At 70.8% G+C, this 16,184-nt stretch carries 13 protein-coding genes and 1 pseudogene; 1 reads left to right on the top strand and 13 read right to left on the bottom strand.

Annotated elements, in window-relative coordinates:
- Positions 1–99: 99 nt before the first annotated feature.
- Entirely contained in the window at positions 100–339 is a 240-nt protein-coding gene (locus ACZ4TG_RS31965) for a hypothetical protein (RefSeq protein WP_468169960.1), read from the bottom strand.
- Between ACZ4TG_RS31965 and ACZ4TG_RS31960 the strand changes: the two genes are divergently transcribed.
- Positions 227–1,357 carry an MFS transporter gene (locus ACZ4TG_RS31960; RefSeq protein WP_468169599.1) on the top strand — a complete coding sequence of 377 codons (1,131 nt, stop codon included), beginning with the start codon at positions 227–229 and terminating at the stop codon, positions 1,355–1,357. The two genes, ACZ4TG_RS31965 and ACZ4TG_RS31960, sit on opposite strands and share 113 nt — an antisense overlap.
- Before the next feature lie 57 nt (positions 1,358–1,414).
- On the opposite strand, the gene ACZ4TG_RS31955 is transcribed toward ACZ4TG_RS31960, so the two are convergent.
- From ACZ4TG_RS31955 to ACZ4TG_RS31900, 12 genes and pseudogenes are all read right to left on the bottom strand, one after another.
- Positions 1,415–2,431 carry a helix-turn-helix domain-containing protein gene (locus tag ACZ4TG_RS31955; protein ID WP_468169596.1) on the bottom strand — a complete coding sequence of 339 codons (1,017 nt, stop codon included), beginning with the start codon at positions 2,429–2,431 and terminating at the stop codon, positions 1,415–1,417.
- Positions 2,432–2,711: 280 nt separating this feature from the next.
- Complete coding sequence (locus ACZ4TG_RS31950; RefSeq protein ID WP_468169593.1) at positions 2,712–3,308, bottom strand: NADPH-dependent F420 reductase; 597 nt, start codon at positions 3,306–3,308, stop codon at positions 2,712–2,714.
- A gap of 50 nt (positions 3,309–3,358) precedes the next feature.
- Entirely contained in the window at positions 3,359–4,177 is an 819-nt protein-coding gene (locus tag ACZ4TG_RS31945) for an inositol monophosphatase family protein (protein ID WP_468169590.1), read from the bottom strand.
- 205 nt (positions 4,178–4,382) lie between these two features.
- Positions 4,383–5,888 carry a GMC family oxidoreductase gene (locus ACZ4TG_RS31940; protein WP_468169930.1) on the bottom strand — a complete coding sequence of 502 codons (1,506 nt, stop codon included), beginning with the start codon at positions 5,886–5,888 and terminating at the stop codon, positions 4,383–4,385.
- A gap of 231 nt (positions 5,889–6,119) precedes the next feature.
- Positions 6,120–8,298 (bottom strand): annotated as a pseudogene (locus ACZ4TG_RS31935) (FUSC family protein).
- Positions 8,299–8,396: 98 nt separating this feature from the next.
- A complete protein-coding gene (locus ACZ4TG_RS31930) occupies positions 8,397–9,530 on the bottom strand; it encodes a hypothetical protein (RefSeq protein WP_468169587.1) in 1,134 nt (377 codons plus the stop codon).
- Positions 9,531–9,661: 131 nt separating this feature from the next.
- On the bottom strand, positions 9,662–11,413 hold the full coding sequence (locus ACZ4TG_RS31925; RefSeq protein ID WP_468169585.1) for an FAD-dependent oxidoreductase: 1,752 nt from the start codon (positions 11,411–11,413) through the stop codon (positions 9,662–9,664).
- The gene (locus ACZ4TG_RS31920) at positions 11,413–11,676 is read right to left on the bottom strand and encodes a UBP-type zinc finger domain-containing protein (RefSeq protein ID WP_468169582.1); all 264 of its coding nucleotides are present in this window, start codon (positions 11,674–11,676) and stop codon (positions 11,413–11,415) included. The genes ACZ4TG_RS31925 and ACZ4TG_RS31920 overlap by 1 nt, the downstream gene beginning before the upstream one ends.
- Positions 11,677–11,744: 68 nt before the next feature.
- The gene (trxA, locus tag ACZ4TG_RS31915) at positions 11,745–12,203 is read right to left on the bottom strand and encodes a thioredoxin (protein ID WP_468169579.1); all 459 of its coding nucleotides are present in this window, start codon (positions 12,201–12,203) and stop codon (positions 11,745–11,747) included.
- A complete protein-coding gene (gene clpB / locus ACZ4TG_RS31910) occupies positions 12,200–14,839 on the bottom strand; it encodes an ATP-dependent chaperone ClpB (RefSeq protein ID WP_468169576.1) in 2,640 nt (879 codons plus the stop codon). Before clpB ends, trxA begins: the two co-directional genes overlap by 4 nt.
- A complete protein-coding gene (locus tag ACZ4TG_RS31905) occupies positions 14,830–15,237 on the bottom strand; it encodes a chaperone modulator CbpM (protein ID WP_468169574.1) in 408 nt (135 codons plus the stop codon). The genes clpB and ACZ4TG_RS31905 overlap by 10 nt, the downstream gene beginning before the upstream one ends.
- The gene (locus tag ACZ4TG_RS31900; protein ID WP_468169571.1) at positions 15,237–16,184 is read right to left on the bottom strand and encodes a DnaJ C-terminal domain-containing protein; all 948 of its coding nucleotides are present in this window, start codon (positions 16,182–16,184) and stop codon (positions 15,237–15,239) included. Before ACZ4TG_RS31900 ends, ACZ4TG_RS31905 begins: the two co-directional genes overlap by 1 nt.

Genomic DNA, 16,184 nt, shown 5'->3' with positions numbered 1-16,184 from the left:
CGAAGCAATACAAGTCCCCCTCCGACCTCTTCTCATGGGGTCGGTTGTTGACGTCGGGAAGCTGCCGGAAGACGGTGCCCGTTCCTGCTGGACTAGAGGTCAACACTCTCCATGTGATGACCAACTCGGGACGGGATTCATGTCCACAGCAACCACTCCGTCTGTCCAATCCCCCGCATCGCCGGACCGCTCGCCTTTCATCTCCTGGCTGGCCGTCATTTCGGTAATGCTGGGAATCTTCTCCATCGTCACGACCGAAATTCTTCCGATCGGCCTTCTCACGTCGATCGGATCGAGTTTCACCATTTCGGACGGAATGGCCGGTCTCATGATGACCATGCCAGGATTCCTCGCCGCGGTCTCGGCCCCTGTGGTCACGGTGGCCACAGGACGTATCGACCGGCGGGTCATGCTGGGCGTGTTCATCCTTCTGCTGTCGTTGGCCAACCTCCTTGCCGCCGCCGCGTCGAGCTACTGGCTGGTCCTGATCTCCCGCGTCATGGTGGGCGTCACCATCGGCGGCTTCTGGTCCATCGGGGCCGGACTCGCCGGTCAACTGGTTCCCGCGAAGTCCGTGGGCCGAGCGACCTCGGTGATCTTCTCCGCCGTACCGCTCGGCTCCGTACTCGGAGTACCGCTGGGCACGTTCATCGGCGACATCGCGGGCTGGCGGACGGCATTCCTCGTGATGGGCGGCTTCACACTGGCCGTCCTCGTGTTGCTCCTCGTAGTCGTCCCGCCCCTCCCTTCCGACCAGGCGACGCGCCTCGATGTCCTCGGCGGCATGCTCCAAAGCGTCAACACCCGCTTCGCCCTGGTCATGACCTTCGCCGTCGTGCTCGCCCACTTCGGCACGTACACGTACGTCACCCCCTTCCTGGAGCAGGTGACCCACGTCAGTTCGGGTCTCATCACGATCTACCTGCTCATCTACGGTGCGGCCGGCATCGCCGGAAACTTCCTCGGCGGATCCACGGTGGGACGCCATCCGCGGTCCACCTTCGCCACGGCGGCGGCCCTGATCGCGGCCGCGACCCTGCTCCTGCCCGTCCTGGGGCAGTCGGACGCCGGCGCGGTGGCGCTGCTCGTCGTTTGGGGTGTCGCCTACGGCGCCGTCCCGGTCTGCTCCCAGACGTGGTTCTCGAAGGCCGCCCCCGACTCCCCCGAGGCGTCCTCCGTCCTCTTCACCGCCTCCTTCCAGGCCACCATCTCCATCGGGGCCCTGGTCGGAGGAGCCGTCCTCGACCGTTCCTCGCCCTCCACCGTCATGGTGCTGGGCGGGCTGGCAGCCGTCTTCATGGTCCTCGTGGCCTGGGCCCACTGGGCGGGAAGGTTCACGTGGCCGAAGGCGTCCTAGCTCCGCCGTGACCGGGGCGGCCGTCCGCCTCGGCGCCGGCCCCACCGTTTTCCCCTCTCACCCGGCCTCGCCCGCACCCGCGGGCCCGACCCGGCGAGCGCCGCCGTGCCGGCCCGGCGGGTGCCGGTTCGGCGCGGGCGAGGCTGCTCCGGTCGAGCGGGCGTACTCGGTGGGAGTCTGGCCGTAGTGCTTCTTGAAGGCTCGGGTGAAGTGACTGCCGTCCGCGAACTGCCAGTGTGCGGCAAGTTCCGAAATGCTCAGGCGCCCTGACGGCGAGACAAGGGCGAGCCGGGCCTCATGCAGCCGCCGGTGGCGGATGTAGGTGGCCACCTGCTCACCCACCGCGGCGAATGCCCGGTGCAGTGTACGGACGGAGACGTTGAGTTCACGCGCAAGCATCGCCGGAGAAAGTTCGGGATCCGCGAGCCGACGGTCCGCGAGATCCTTGGCTGCCTGGGTGAGCGCGGGAGCCAACCGGGGTTCCACGTCGTCGAACCGGCCCTTCGCCACCGCCTTGGTCAGCTCGATCAGGGTACCTTGGGCAGCTGCCACACCGGCCGGTCCGAGGTCGGCCACGGTGGTGTGAATCATGTCTGTAAGAGCCGTCAGCAAGCGCATCTCGGCCGAGTCCGCCGGCCCTGTGATGGCCCGGGTCCCGAGCAGTGGTTTCAGCTCGCCGGGGGGCAGTACGAGGAATTTCGCCGTGAGGTGCGCCGTCGTCTCGAAGGCCGTCAGGCGCCCGAGGTGCCGTACGAGGAACTGCCCGGCCGACACGGTCTGGTCGCCGTAACCGGGCGGGCCGCCCAGAGTCCATGCGCCGCGCCGCACGACGTACATGGCGACCAGATCCTGATCGCCGCCCGGGACGTTTGCGGTCCGGGTTGCCGACGCGGCGTGAAGGTCGGCGATCGCCGCGCCGTGCACCTTGGCCACGTTGCCCTTGACCCGGAAGTCACCGATCGTGTCGGGACTGAAGGCCGGCAGTTGGAAGACGTCGTCGCCGACCTGCGTCTCCCACCCGCGCCGGAAAACGTCGAGTCCCCGCGGTGCGGAGCCCGGGGCGGTCGAGTCCACGGCGAACACCCCGCGCGCGCCGTCGACCTCCGCTCCAGTGCCTTGCATCCCTCTCCGATCCTCTCGTATTCATTACTTCAACGCCATCCTGTGGTGATCGTGTTCCGCAGGACGCCGCCATGACTCATGGGGACACCGTGCCAATCTTCCTATAGACGGCTCACGTTGAAGGGATCGAGAGGCAGTGCTGATGCTTCCGATTCGGCGAGATGAGCTGATCGCCCGAGTACGCGCCGCGGTGGTCGGTTCGCCTGGTTCGGCAACTTGCGCGGCTCGACGATCAGCGGGCGATCGAGAGCGCGAAGGGGGTGAATCCGGTGGACCGGATGACGTGCGGGACGAACAGTATCGCGGCCTCCGTGGCGCGGGCGGTCTGGATCCCGCCGAGATCGGTGACCCAGTCCTTCTGCCAGCCGAGGTCGACGAGCAGTTCACGGACGGTCTGCTTGGCCTGCGGGTCCTCGCCGGAGAGGAAGGCGGTCGGCGTCTGGGTGAGCGTGGCCGGCGCGGTCATCACCGGGAAGAGCATGGTGTTGAGCGTCTTGACGACGTGCGTTTCGGGAAGCGCTGCCTGAAGTTGCTCGGCGAGGCTTGAGCCGGGATAGATGAGGTCGGCGGGAAGTCCGTCCGGTCCGTCGGCGGTGGCGTTGGAGACGTCGATGAGGATCTTGTCGTGCAGCTCTTCGCGCAGGGCGGCGAGACGTTCCAGGGAGCCGGCGCCCGGGGTGGCGTTGATGACGATCCGGGCTGTCCGGGCAGCGGTGGCGGCGGCGCCCGGCGCGCGGTCCGCGACGGTCACCTCGTGCCCTGCCCGGGTGAGGGCCGTGGCCAGGTTGCCGCCAACGCGGCCGTTTCCGAGAACTGCGATCGTGGTCATGGTGATGTGGTCCTTGCGTGGGTGCGGGGTGCGGGGTGCGGGGTGCGGGATCAGCGGGAGAGCGTGGCGACGGCCTCGGCGCGGACGCCGGGCGCGGCAGCCAGGAAGCTCTCGCTCTGCGGGGTCCAGGGGCGGCCCTCGGCGTCGGAGATCTGTCCGCCGGCCTCGGTGACGAGCAGCGCGCCGGGCAGCAGGTCCGCTCGGGCGCCGGCGAACTGCCAGAAGGCGTCGATCCGGCCGGCGGCCACGTTCGTCAGGTGCAGGGTCGCGGGCACGGCGGTGCGGACGACGAGCGCGTTGAAGAGCATCGTGGTGATCGAGGAGCCGACGCGCCGCACGACCTTCTCGTCCTCGTCCGGCCGGGCCTGGCTGGTGGCCACGATGCTCAGGCCGAGGTCCGCGGTGCCGGAGACGTGCAGCGGCCGGCCGTCGAGGTGGGCGCCGGCGCCGGTGAGCGCGGTGTAGGTCTCGCCGGTCAACGGCAGGTGGACCACGGTGAGTACGGGCTGGTTCTCCCGTACGAGGGTGGCGGTCACCGCCCACTCCGGCAGCGCGTGCAGGTGGTTGACGTTGCCTTCGGCCGGGTCCACGACCCACCACTCGCCGGGCGGCAGCGCCCCGCCGTCCAGCTCGTCCTCCACCCAACCGGCCTCCGGGCGCAGGGTCGTGAGACGAGGGCGGAGGATGTCGAGGGCCGTGCTGTCGTTGGCGGCGAGCGCGTGCATCAGCTCCTCGCGGGTCTCGTAGCGGACCACATCGCCGAAGCGCTCGCGCAGCGCCGCACCGGCGGCGCGCACGGCGATCGCGGTGCGGTCGAGCAGTTCGGCGTCGGAGGTGACGACGTCAGTGGTCTGAAGCGTTTCGGACATGGTGGTGCTCCTGTCTGAGGAGGGGTGACGAGGCCGGTCGGGGCCGAACTGCGCGTTGCTTCTCGCGCTTTGGAGGGCAGTGTGGCCGGGGCGGCCGCGCGCTTGCACGTCACCGCCCCCGCGGAGAGCCGGAGTCTGGGTCGCATTCGGCGCACGACGAGGGGATGAAGCGCGTGGTGAAAGCGCCGTGGGCGCGGAAGAAGGCTCAGTCGAGCAGTTCGGCAGCCCGTTCTGCGATGGCATAGACGGTCGCGTTGGTGTTGGCCGAGGGGATGGACGGCATCACCGAGGCATCGGCGACCCGCAGTCCGGCGATCCCGTGTACGCGAAGGTTTGCGGGGTCGACGACGGCATCGGCGTCGGTTCCCATGCGGCAGGTGCCGGTGAAGTGGAAGTAGGGGCCGGTAGCCTTGCGGATGAAATCTTCCACGGATTCGCCGCTCGTCCCGGAGCCCGGCACCGCTTCCTGCTTGCGCCAGTCGGCGAACGCGTCGGCCTCCCCGATGCGGCGTGCCACTGCCAGGCCCCTGCGCATGACCTCCAGGTCACGGTCGTCGCTCAGGTAGCCGGGGTCGACGACGGGAGCGCTAGCGGGATTGGCGTCCGCCAGGCGCACGGCGCCGCTGCTGTGCGGAGCCATCGCGGAGAAAGCGATGGAGTAGCCGTTGGCCGGCGGCTGGCCCCATGCCGACGGGAGCGGTGCGGCGACGATGTAGACCTGAAGGTCCGGCCGGGCCGCGGCGGGACCGCTGTACAGCAGGCCCATCATTTCGGCCGGCGGGTTGGCAGGAACGAACGGTACGGGCCGGCTGGCCTCGTACACCACGGCCGCCATCGGATGGTCCTGCAGATGGGATCCCACTCCCGGCAGGTCGGCGACGACGCCGATGCCGTGTTCGCCAAGGTGTCGTGCCGGGCCGATCCCTGACAGCATCAGGAGGTGCGCGGAGCCGATGGCCCCCGCGGTCAATATGACCTCGGCGCTCTCGACGGACAGGTGCTCGCCACCCACGGTGTACTCGACGCCGGTGCAGCGGTCCGCGGTGATGCGCAGCCGGTGCACGGTCGCGTCCGTGACGACGTCCAGGTTCGGCCGGTCGAGGAACGGACGGATGTAGGCGTCGGCCGCGCTCTGGCGGCCGCCGCCGGGCAGATTCATGTCACTCCACCCGAACCCGGTCTCCAGCCCGCCGCCGATGTCATCGGCGCGTGTGAACCCAGCCTGCACCGCGGCGTCGACGCCCGCCGTGGCCAGGGGATGGGGTTCCGGAACCGGGGCGACCACGACCGGTCCGTCCGTGCCCCGCACGGAGGCATCACGACTGCGAGTGTTCTCGCTACGGCGGAAATGGGGCAGCAGATCGTCGAAACCCCAGCCCGGGGCGCCGAGTCGGGGCCATTCGTCGTAACCCGAGCGGTGCCCCCGCAGGTGGTAGAGGCCGTTGATGCTCGACGATCCGCCGAGCGCCTTACCGCGCAGCACGTCAGCGGCCCTGCCCGTACCGGCCTGCACGGTCGAGGTGCCCAGCCATAGGGATGACGGGTCGAACCCCAGGAACCCCCAAGACGATGCCATCGCCTCGGTCGCGTCCCGGGCCCCCGCCTCCAGCAACAGCACCCGCACGCCGGGGCGTTCCGAGAGCCGGGAGGCAATCACGCACCCCGCTGTCCCCGCTCCCACAACGACATGGTCATAAGGACTCTGGCCCATCATGTCTCCGCTTCCCACGGCAGCACTGTCCGACCACCGGGTTTCAGTCCGGGAACAGCCCCGGTTTCCCTTCTGCCGTCGAATCCTAGGAAGACCGACACGCCCCGCACTTGAACGTCCGCGACATTCGTTCGGAACCTCAGCGCCATACGAGCGGCGAGACAGTCGGCGTCACCCAGCACCGGGCCAGGCAAGGTCGGCGCCCATGGCGTCGCCCCGCCGCCGGAGCCGTCACCCACCCCGGTGGGCGGGTCCTGATCCGTCACCTTCCGCCCGCCGCGGCCGCCCGCACCCGTTGCTGCTCGCGAGCGGAGCCGACGTCCCGTTCCAGGGGTGTACGGCTCACGGCCGTCGCGAGGTCCTCCAAGGCTTGCTTCTGCAGTTCCGCCCCGCGCCGCACCACCGGGCTCCCGTCCCCGGCGGCGGCGCCCTCCCACGCGTGGAGCGCCTCCTCCACGCGCCCCCAGTCCGGATTCCTGTGCTCGCGCACGTCGACCGCCGCCTGCGCGGTGTCCGCCTCCAGTGCCTCGGCGAACCGCTCCGCCTCGGGGACGAGACGGCTGTCGGCCCGCGGGACGTGGCTCTCCATGAGCATCGCCGCCCGGCCGAACCCCTTGAGCGCCTCCTGCGCTTCCTCCGCCTCGCGCGACGTCAGGCCCCTGGGGCGGACCGGTTCCTGCCTTGCCCGGTCGTACGTCTCCTGCCAGGCGGCACGTGCTTCCCTGCTCGCCAGCAGTGCCCTGCGCATGTCGGCGTGATGTTCCCGGGTCGGTTCGGCGTAGCTGCGGAGCACCGCGGCCGCGTAACGGCCGTCGGCGGCGAGCCAGTCCGCGAGCCGGCCCGGCAGCCGGGGTGTCTCCCATGCGGGGAACACCACGTACGCCAGCATGGCCAGGGCCCCGCCGAGCAGGGTGAGCACCACCCGCTCCGGGACCGTCTGCTCCCATGCCTGGCCGCCCATGCCGAGCAGGAAGACGACGTATGCGGCAGTGAAGCACTGGGAGTAGGCGTAGCCGGTGCGGTTCAGAGTGAACGACAGTCCCGCCGAGACCACCGCCAGCAGGCCGAACACCTCGGCGTCCGGGCCCAGGGCCCGCACCATCCCGGTGGCGAGCGCGACCCCCGCCAGGGTCCCGGCGAGACGGGCCACCGCCCGCGCGTACGTCCGGTGGAAGTCCGGCCGCATCACCATCACCGAGGTGATGGGCGCCCAGTAGCCGTGGCCCACCGGTAGCCGGGCGGCGATCAGATAGCCGAGCGTGGCCACCGCCGCCAGGCGGACGGCGTGCCGGAACACGGGCGAGTCCCGGCGGAGCTCACGGCGGACCGCCCGGACTACGACCGGGACCAGCCGGAACATGGTCGGCCGTACCAGGAACTGGGCGTCCGCGGGGCCGGGCGGCGTGGGCGTCCTCCCGCGCGCGCCGCCGCTCCCGGCGATCTCCAACGCCTCGGCGAGCAGTTCCACGAGCCGCTCGGCGGCCTGCCGCGCGGGGCCCTCCAGCACCTCGTGCTCCTCGTCGACGCGCAGGGCGGCCGTGCTTGCGGGCGACACCTCGGCGGGAATGCCGCGGCGGATCGCACGGGCGGCCGCATCCAGGACGTCGGCGGCCGCGTCGAGCAGCTCCCGCGCGCGGTCCCGCCCGGGTCCCTCCGCCGGGGCGCCGACGTCCGGGTCGGCGAGTGCGGCGACGACGGGCCGAATGCGCTCGGCGAGTCCCCGGGGGCCGTGCAGGACGGGGGGACGGGTGCGGGCCTGTGATGGCGTCACGGCGGCCGCGTCCCGGGCCGTCATCAACGGTTCCGGGTCGAAGGGGGCGGTCGGGTCGTGCCGCAGCCGGCGGGCGTAGTCCGCCACGGCGGCCAGGGCGTCGGCGAGCGCGTCGCGATGCGCCCCCCAACGACGGATCGGGAACAGCAGGATCAGCACGGCCTGCGCCACGCCCCCGAGCGCGATGATCCCGGCGTGCTCCAGAGCCCGCCCGACGCTCGTGGGCAGGGTGACGGTCACCAGCATGCTGCCGACCGTCGTCGCTGCGACGATCCCGGCGGTCGATCCGACGGCCCACGCCATCCCTGCGGCAAAGGCCCATACGGCCAGCAGGGGGAGGAACGTCGCGAGTCGCCCCGCCGCCAGATAGCCTACGAAGGTGCTGAGCGCCAGACCGGCGCCCGCGCCGAGCGCGATCACTTTGCGGGGACGCCAGGTGCGCTGGAAAGTGGCTGCACCCGCGGAGTAGGCACCGAGAGCGGCGGACGCGGCGTACGCCGGGGAGGCCAGCCACAGCGCCGGCCCGATGACGATCGCCACCCCAGCAGCAGTGCGCAGCGCGAGCAGGGGCTCCAGTCGCGCCTCCTCGATCGTGAGCCCGGATCGCACGACTTCCCGGAGGGCCCGCAGCCACGTCACGGCCAGGAGCCTAGCCGGACCCCCTGCCGGGTCGCGTCGGCCACGCCGCGGAGTCCGTTGAGCATGAGGCCGCAGTCCTCGTGTCCCGCGGGAGCGGCTCAGGTCACCAGCTGGTCACCGTGGTCGCCTTGGAGCATGTGGCGACGTTCCTTTTCGCGCGTGGAGTAGGCGGCTGCGCGGATCGCCTCGTCGCTCTCCAAGCCTGATCCCAGCGCGCCGGCCACCGTGGCGACCGACGCGACGAACCAGGACAACGTCAAGTACTCCGTGGCGTGCAGCGGGGTTCCTGTCATGGAAGCGAACACTCGGTCGTTGAGGATGAACAGCGCCCACACCAAGTTGATGACCATCAGACCCACGTAGCAGACGAGCGCCCCGATACCCACGGTGAGGACCGTCGAGGTGTTGTAGAGCCGCGCCCTCTGCCTCGCCTCCGGCGAGCCCTCTGTCGATCGATGCCACAGCTCCCCGTCCACGATCAGCCAGCCGATCATGAGCCCGACGGACCCCACCATGGCGATCACGAGGCGTGGCGCGCTCAGGGCCCCGGAGAGGCTCCAGGTGGTGGAGTCCAGGGTGGCGATGGCTCCTGTGGCGAGTGCGGCCGCCAGGGCTTTCGACAGGCCCGATACCAACCGCCAGGGCCGGTTGGCGCGGACCATACCGACGAGCACCCGCAGGTAGCCGCGCGGCCCGCTGACGACGTATCGAAGATCGGCGGTCTCCTCCTCACCCACCGGGCCCGGATGGATAGGCGCGAGACGACCGGCGAAAGGGCCCAGAAGCGGCTGACTGCCCGGAAGCCCCTCAGCCCCGGTGGCCTGCGGACCCGTCAAGCCGAGCACGGCCTCTTCCACGGCCCGCCGCGCCCTCGTCTGCAGCCGCAAGCCCCCCAGGGAAGGAAGGGACAGCAGCGCCAAGCCGTGTTCGTGGCTCAGATCCACAACGATCTTGCGCCCGTGTGAGTGCAGCGGAAGGTCGGTGAGGGCCACCACGATGTCCCAGTCCTCCGCACTTCCGCGGTCCATGATCCGGCGCATCAAGGTGGGCGGGTCCTCGGTCCCCGAGGTGAAGGGCTCACTGACCACCTTGACGTCGAACCGGCGCCCCTGGCCCGCCTTTTCGGCGAGCCGATCAGGGAGTATCCGGGCGATGCGCTGCGCGATGTCCGTGGGCACGTCCGGATCCGCCAGGAGAGCCACGACCGTAACGCCCTGCGACGACACCCGCACGACCGGACCATCCTCCTCGGCTGCCCTCCGCTGTTGCAGGGGTTCACAGGATGCCCCGGGGTGAAGGCGAAGCCGCGGTGACACGCTGTTCTTACGGGTGGGGCCACCTGTGGGGTCCGTCAGCGGCAGGGTCAGCGCGAGGACGCGGACCCGCCCGCTACCGGCCGACGTCCCTCGGAGTCGGCGGTGACCAGGATTCCCCTCCTTTCCCGGTGCTCGTGCACGAGACGGATCGCCATGGCGCCTTCACCCGTCGCCGAGGCCACCCGTTTCACCGAGCCGCTTCTGACGTCGCCGGCGGCGAAGACTCCGGGCAGGGTGGTCTCCAGCAGCATCGGATCGCGGCCCAGCGAGGCCCACCGGTTCGCGTCGGCCACCGCCCGGGCGTCGGCGCCGGTGAGGACGAAGCCCCTCTCGTCCAGGGCCAGCACGCCCCCCAGCCATTCCGTGCGCGGCCGGGCCCCGATGAACACGAACAGCGCCGCGGCCTGCAGCTCACGGCGCTCGTTGCTTGCGTTGTCCTCCACCACCAGCAACTCCAGCTGCTCCTCCCCAGCGACGCCCTGGACTTCGGTGTGGAGCGACACCTCGATCTTGGGGTGCTGTTCCACCTGGTCCACCAGATAGCGCGACATGTCCGCGTTGAGGTCGCTGCCCCGGACGAGGAGGTGGACCCTGGACGCGTGGTCGGCGAGGAACAGCGCCGCTTGCCCGGCGGAGTTCCCGCCGCCGACCACGGCGACCGGGTCCGCCCGGCAGAGGCTGGCCTCGTGGACCGTCGCCGCGTAGTAGACGCTGATGCCTTCCAGGCGGTCGATGCCGGGCACTTCGAGCCTGCGGTACCACACGCCCGAGGCGAGCACCACGGCGCCGGCCCGGGCCCGGGAACCGTCCGTGAAGGTGACGACGTACTCATCGTCCTGCGGGGTGAGCGCGCTGACCTCCGCCGGCACCATGAGGCGGGCGCCGAACTTGTGGGCCTGGAGCACCGCGCGTTCGATGAGTTCGCCCCCGGAGATGCCGGACGGGAAGCCGAGGTAGTTCTCGATGCGGGACGAGGTCCCGGCCTGGCCTCCGGTGGCCACGGCGTCGACGGTGACCGTGGTGAGGCCGTCGGAGGCGCCGTACACGGCGGCGGCGAGTCCTGCGGGGCCCGCACCGACCACCATGACGTCGCACCGTTCGTTCCCGGGCGAGGGGGCGGGCAGCCCGATGAGCCGGGCGAGTTCGACGTTGCTCGGATTGCGCAGGAGCCGCTCGCCCTTCCAGAGGACCACCGGCGTCTCCTCGGGACGGATGGCGAACCGGCGCAGCAGCGCCTCAGCCTCCTTGTCCCTCTCCAGATCCACCCAGCGGTGGGGCAGCCGGTTGCGGGCGGCGAACTCGCGCAGCCGCAGCGTGTCCCGCGAGTAGCACGACCCCAGGATCCTGAAGCCGGCGCCGAGACCGATGAGCAGGTACCTGCGGCCCAGGTAGGCGCGGAGGATCAGGTCGCCGAGGACGGGGTCGCTGCCGACCAGGGCGCGTTGCCGCTCCACCGGTACGGCCAGGATCTCGCCCGCCTCGCGCACCACGGCGGTGTTGAACGCCGCCTGGCCTTCCAGCAGCCCGAGCTCCCCGAGGAACCTGCCGGGTCCGTGGACCGCCACCGTCCGCTCGTCGGGGCCGCCCTGGTCGTGGAGGATCTCGACGGTCCCGCTGAGGATCGCGAGGAACTCCCGGAACGGCTCGCCCTCCCGGTACAGCACCTCGCCCTCGGCGGTCCTGCGGCGCTCACCGTGCGCGGTCAGGTCCTCGAGCTGCTCCGGGGTGAGGCGGGGGAACGCCCCGTACCGGTCAGGTGTCTCGCGGACCGTACCATTCCTGTGCTCGGCCGTGCTCATCAGACCAGGACCTCGTGAACGTAGCACCAGCGCCAGTCCTCTCCCGGCTCGAAGGACTGCACAACGGGGTGACCGACGCTCCCCGCATGCCGTCTGGCGTGCTTGAGGGGGGAGGAGTCGCAGCAGCCGACGTGCCCACAGGTGAGACAGAGGCGCAGGTGCAGCCACGGGGACTGCTCCCTGAGGCACTCCTCGCAGCCCTCCGGGGTACGCGGCGTCACTGGGCGCACCATCGCCAGGTGCGGGTCGGGCATCGTGACCATGAGGGTTTTCCTTCCGTGAATGGGCCTGATCGGCCGCGGCAGGCGATGGTCTTCCTCATCACCGTCGTTCACCCTCCGGCAGTGGTCTGCCGGCCCGCCATCGCCTGCTCGACCCACGAGCGCAGGACGTGCGCGGGTGCCGCGCCGGCCTGCCGGGCGACCGTCTCGCCCCGGTCCAGGACGAGCAGGGTCGGCACCGCCTGGACCTCGAACCGCCGACTGAGCCGTGGGCTCTGGTCGACGTCGACCTTGACGAGCTTGATCCGTCCGGCGAGGTCCCCGGCGACCTGTTCGAGGGCTGGGCTGATCATGCGGCAGGGGCCGCACCAGGTGGCCCAGAGGTCGACGACGACGGGCACCGTGGCGTTGTCGGCGACCTCGGCGAAGTCGTCGTCGCCCGCGTCGACGACCCAGGGCAGGGGCTGCTTGCAGTGGCCGCATCGGGGCCGTCCCTCGGCGGCCACGGGAATCCGGTTGCCGCGCCCGCAGTTCGGGCAGGTCACCGTCGTCGTCCGGGTGGTGTTCACGCCGCCCTCGCTTCCCGGCCCCCCTCGGGCTGGTCGTAGGTGACCACCAGCTCTCCGTGCTCGGCGTCGACGCGCACCGTCGCGCCGTCCTGGACGTCGCCGCGCAGCAGCGCGCGCCCGACCAGCGTCTCGACCTCGTGGGAGATGTAACGCCGCAGCGGCCGGGCCCCGTACACCGGGTCGTAGCCCTGGTGGGCGATCACCTCCCGTGCGACGTCGGTGAGTTCGACGGTGATGCGGCGTTCGGCGAGCCGCTGCCGCAGCTCGTCGAACTGCAGCTCCACGATCCGCTCGATCTGCCGCTCACCGAGCGGCTTGAACAGCACGATGTCGTCGACGCGGTTGAGGAACTCCGGGCGGAAGTGCCCGCGCAGCTCGCCCATCACCAGGGCGCGGGCGTCGGGCTTGATCTCTCCCTCGGCGGTGGCGCCGTCGAGGAGGTGCTCGGAGCCGATGTTGGACGTCATGATGATCACGGTGTTGCGGAAGTCGACGGTGCGGCCCTGGGAGTCGGTGATGCGGCCGTCATCGAGGATCTGCAGCAGCGTGTTGAAGACATCGGTGTGCGCCTTCTCGATCTCGTCGAACAGGACGACCGAGTACGGCTTGCGGCGCACGGCCTCGGTGAGCTGGCCGCCCTCCTCGTAGCCGACGTATCCGGGCGGTGCGCCCATGAGCCGGCTGACGGTGTGCCGCTCCTGGTACTCGCTCATGTCGAGGCGGACCATGTTCTCCTCGGAGTCGAACAGGGTCCGGGCGAGGGTCTTGGCCAGCTCGGTCTTCCCGACGCCGGTGGGGCCGAGGAAGATGAACGAGCCGATGGGGCGGCGAGGGTCGCGGATGCCGGAGCGGGCGCGGATGATGGCGTCGGTGACGAGCTTGACGGCCTCGTCCTGGCCGATGACGCGCTCGCGCAGGATCTCGTCGAGTCGTAGCAGCTTCTCGCGTTCGCCCTCCTGGAGGCGGGCGACGGGGACGCCGGTCCAGGCGGCGACGATCTCGGCGATCTCCTCCTCGGTGACGACCTCGCGCAGCAGCCGGTTCTGACCTTGTTTGGCGGCCAGTTGCTCCTCCTCCGCGGCGAGTCGGCGCTCCAGGTCCTGAAGGCGGCCGTAGCGCAGTTCGGCGGCGCGGTTGAGGTCGTAGGCGCGTTCGGCCTCCTCGGCCTCGTGGCGGACCTGTTCCAGTTCCTGGCGCAGTTCCTGCACGCGGCGGATCGCCTGCCGTTCGGCCTCCCACTGGGCGTGTTTGGCGTCGGCCTCGCCGCGCAGGTCGGCCAGTTCCCTGCGCAGCTCCTCCAGGCGCGTTTGGCTGGCGGGGTCGGTCTCCTTGGACAGGGCGGCATCCTCGATCTCCAGCCGCGTGACGCGGCGGGTGATCTCGTCGAGTTCGGCGGGCATCGAGTCGATCTCGGTACGCAGCCTGGCGCACGCCTCGTCGACGAGGTCGATGGCCTTGTCGGGCAGGAATCGATCGGTGATGTAACGGTGGCTGAGGGTGGCCGCGGAGACCAGCGCGGTGTCCTGGATCTTCACGCCGTGAAAGACCTCGAGGCGTTCGCGCAGTCCGCGCAGGATGGAGATGGTGTCCTCCACGCTGGGCTCCTCGACCAGGACCTGCTGGAAGCGGCGTTCGAGGGCGGCGTCCTTCTCGATGTGCTTGCGGTACTCGTCGAGGGTGGTGGCGCCGATCATGTGGAGTTCGCCGCGGGCCAGCATCGGCTTGAGCATGTTGCCGGCGTCCATGGCTCCTTCGGCGGCGCCTGCGCCGACGACGGTGTGGAGTTCGTCGACGAAGAGCAGGATGCGCCCTTCGGCGGCCTTCACCTCGGACAGCACGGCCTTGAGGCGTTCCTCGAACTCGCCGCGGTACTTGGCGCCGGCTACCAGGGAGCCCATGTCCAGGGCGAACACCGTCCTCTCGCGCAGGCCCTCGGGGACATCGCCGCGGACGATGCGCTGGGCCAGGCCCTCGACGATGGCGGTCTTGCCGACGCCGGGGTCGCCGATGAGGACGGGGTTGTTCTTGGTCTTGCGGCTGAGGATCTGGGTGACGCGGCGGATCTCCGCGTCACGGCCGATGACCGGGTCCAGCCGCCCGGACCGAGCCTCGAGGACGAGGTCGCGGCCGTACTTCTCCAGAGCCTCGTAGGCCACTTCGGGGTTGGCGGAGGTGACGCGCTGGTTGCCGCGGACCTGGGTGAGCGCGCTCAGGAACGAGTCCCTGGTGATGCCGGCCTGTTTGAGCAGTCGCCCGGCGGCGGTCGAAGAGCTCTCCTCGGCCAGGGCGAGCAGGAGGTGTTCCACGGACACGTACTCGTCCTTGAGGCGTTTGGCCTCCCGTTCGGCGGCGTCGAGCAGGCGGGCGAGGCGCTGGGTGACGAAGACCTGGCCGGGTGCCGCGCCGGGACCGGTGACCTTGGGGCGGCGGGAGAGTTCCTCGCGCACGGCCGCGCGCAGTTCCTTGGGCTCCTTGCCCGCCTGCTCCAGCAACCGCGGGATCAGACCGTCCTCCTGATCGAGGAGTGCGAGCAGCAGGTGTTCTCCGTCGACCTCGGTGTGCCCCATGCGGCCGGCCGCGGTCTGGGCCTCCTGGAGGGCTTCCTGGGACTTCTGGGTGAGACGGTTCATGTCCATGGGGGTGTTTCACTCCTCGTGCCGCGGCCGCGCAGGGCGGCTTCTAGCAGGCTGATGCGGTCGAGCAGGTCGAGCACCAGGCCGATGGATGCGTAGTTGAGGCAGAGTCCGGTGCGCAGCCGCTGGATGCGGGCGAGGACCGCCGGGGCCGTGGGGTCGAACACCAGGTGCCCCGCGGCGTCGCGTTCGGCGTCGATCAGGCCGAGGGCGACGAACCGGCGGATCAGATCGGGGTGGAGGCCCGAGCGACGGGCCACGGCGTCGAGGGAGAGCCTGGGGGCGGGCACGAGCGCGTACCGGACGGCCGTCGAGGCGGTGAGGTCGGCGCCCGTTCGTACCGGACGGCTGCCCACGCCGCCCCGGCCGATGCCTGCCGCTCCCGCGGGTGGATCGTTCATCACGTCCTCCTGGGGTCGTACGAGGAGGCGGCGGCGAGCTCCTCGAACAGTTCGCGCTCACGGTCGCCGAGGGTGGGTGGCACCACGATGCGGAGTTCGGCGTACAGGTCGCCGTTCGCGCCGCGCGGGTTCGGCATGCCCTCGCCGCGCAGCCGCAGCCGTCGGCCGCTGGACGAGCCCGCGGGCACCGTGACCTTGGCCGTGCCGCCGCCGGGGGTGGGCACCGGCACGGTCGCACCCAGGGCCGCCTCCCAGGGGGCCACCGGGACCTGGACGTGCACGTCGCGGCCGTCCAGCCGGAACCGGGGGTGGGGCTGGATGCGCACGCGCAGGTACAGGTCGCCCGCGGCCGCGTCACCACTGCCCCGGCCGCCCTCGCCCGCCAGCCGGATGCGCTGCCCGTCGGTGACGCCCGGCGGAACGTCGAACTCGTACCGCCGCGGCTGCCCGGTGGGACCTGCGAGCGTGACGGTACGACGGCCGCCTCGGTACGCCTCCTCGACGGTGAGCGCCAGTTCGGCCTCCTGGTCCGCTCCGGGGACGCCCCCTCGGGCGGCGCCGGCTCCGAACATGGAGCCGAACAGGTCCTCGATGTCGATGCCCTCCGCTCCGAAGTCGTCGCCGAAGCCGGCGTACCGGACACGAGGACCGCCGCCGCCTGCGGTCGTGCGACCGCGGAAGCCGCCGCCCGCTCCGGCCGCGACCCGTTCGTCGAAGTCCTCCGGGATCTTGCGGAAATCCTCGCCGAAGCGGTCGTAGCGGGCCCGGGCCTTGGGATCGGACAGGACGCTGTATGCCTCGTTGAGGTCCTTGAAACGCTCTTCCGCCCCAGGGTCCTTGTTGACGTCGGGGTGGTGCCTGCGGGCGAGTTTGCGGTATGCCTGCTGGATCTCGTCCTGGCTCGCGGACCGCGACACGCCGAGCACCTCGTAGTAGTCCCGCGCCAT

Source organism: Streptomyces sp. NPDC028314 (genome assembly GCF_055565795.1).
Note: the sequence above shows the minus strand (reverse complement) of the source record. Positions and strands in the feature narration are given on the sequence as shown.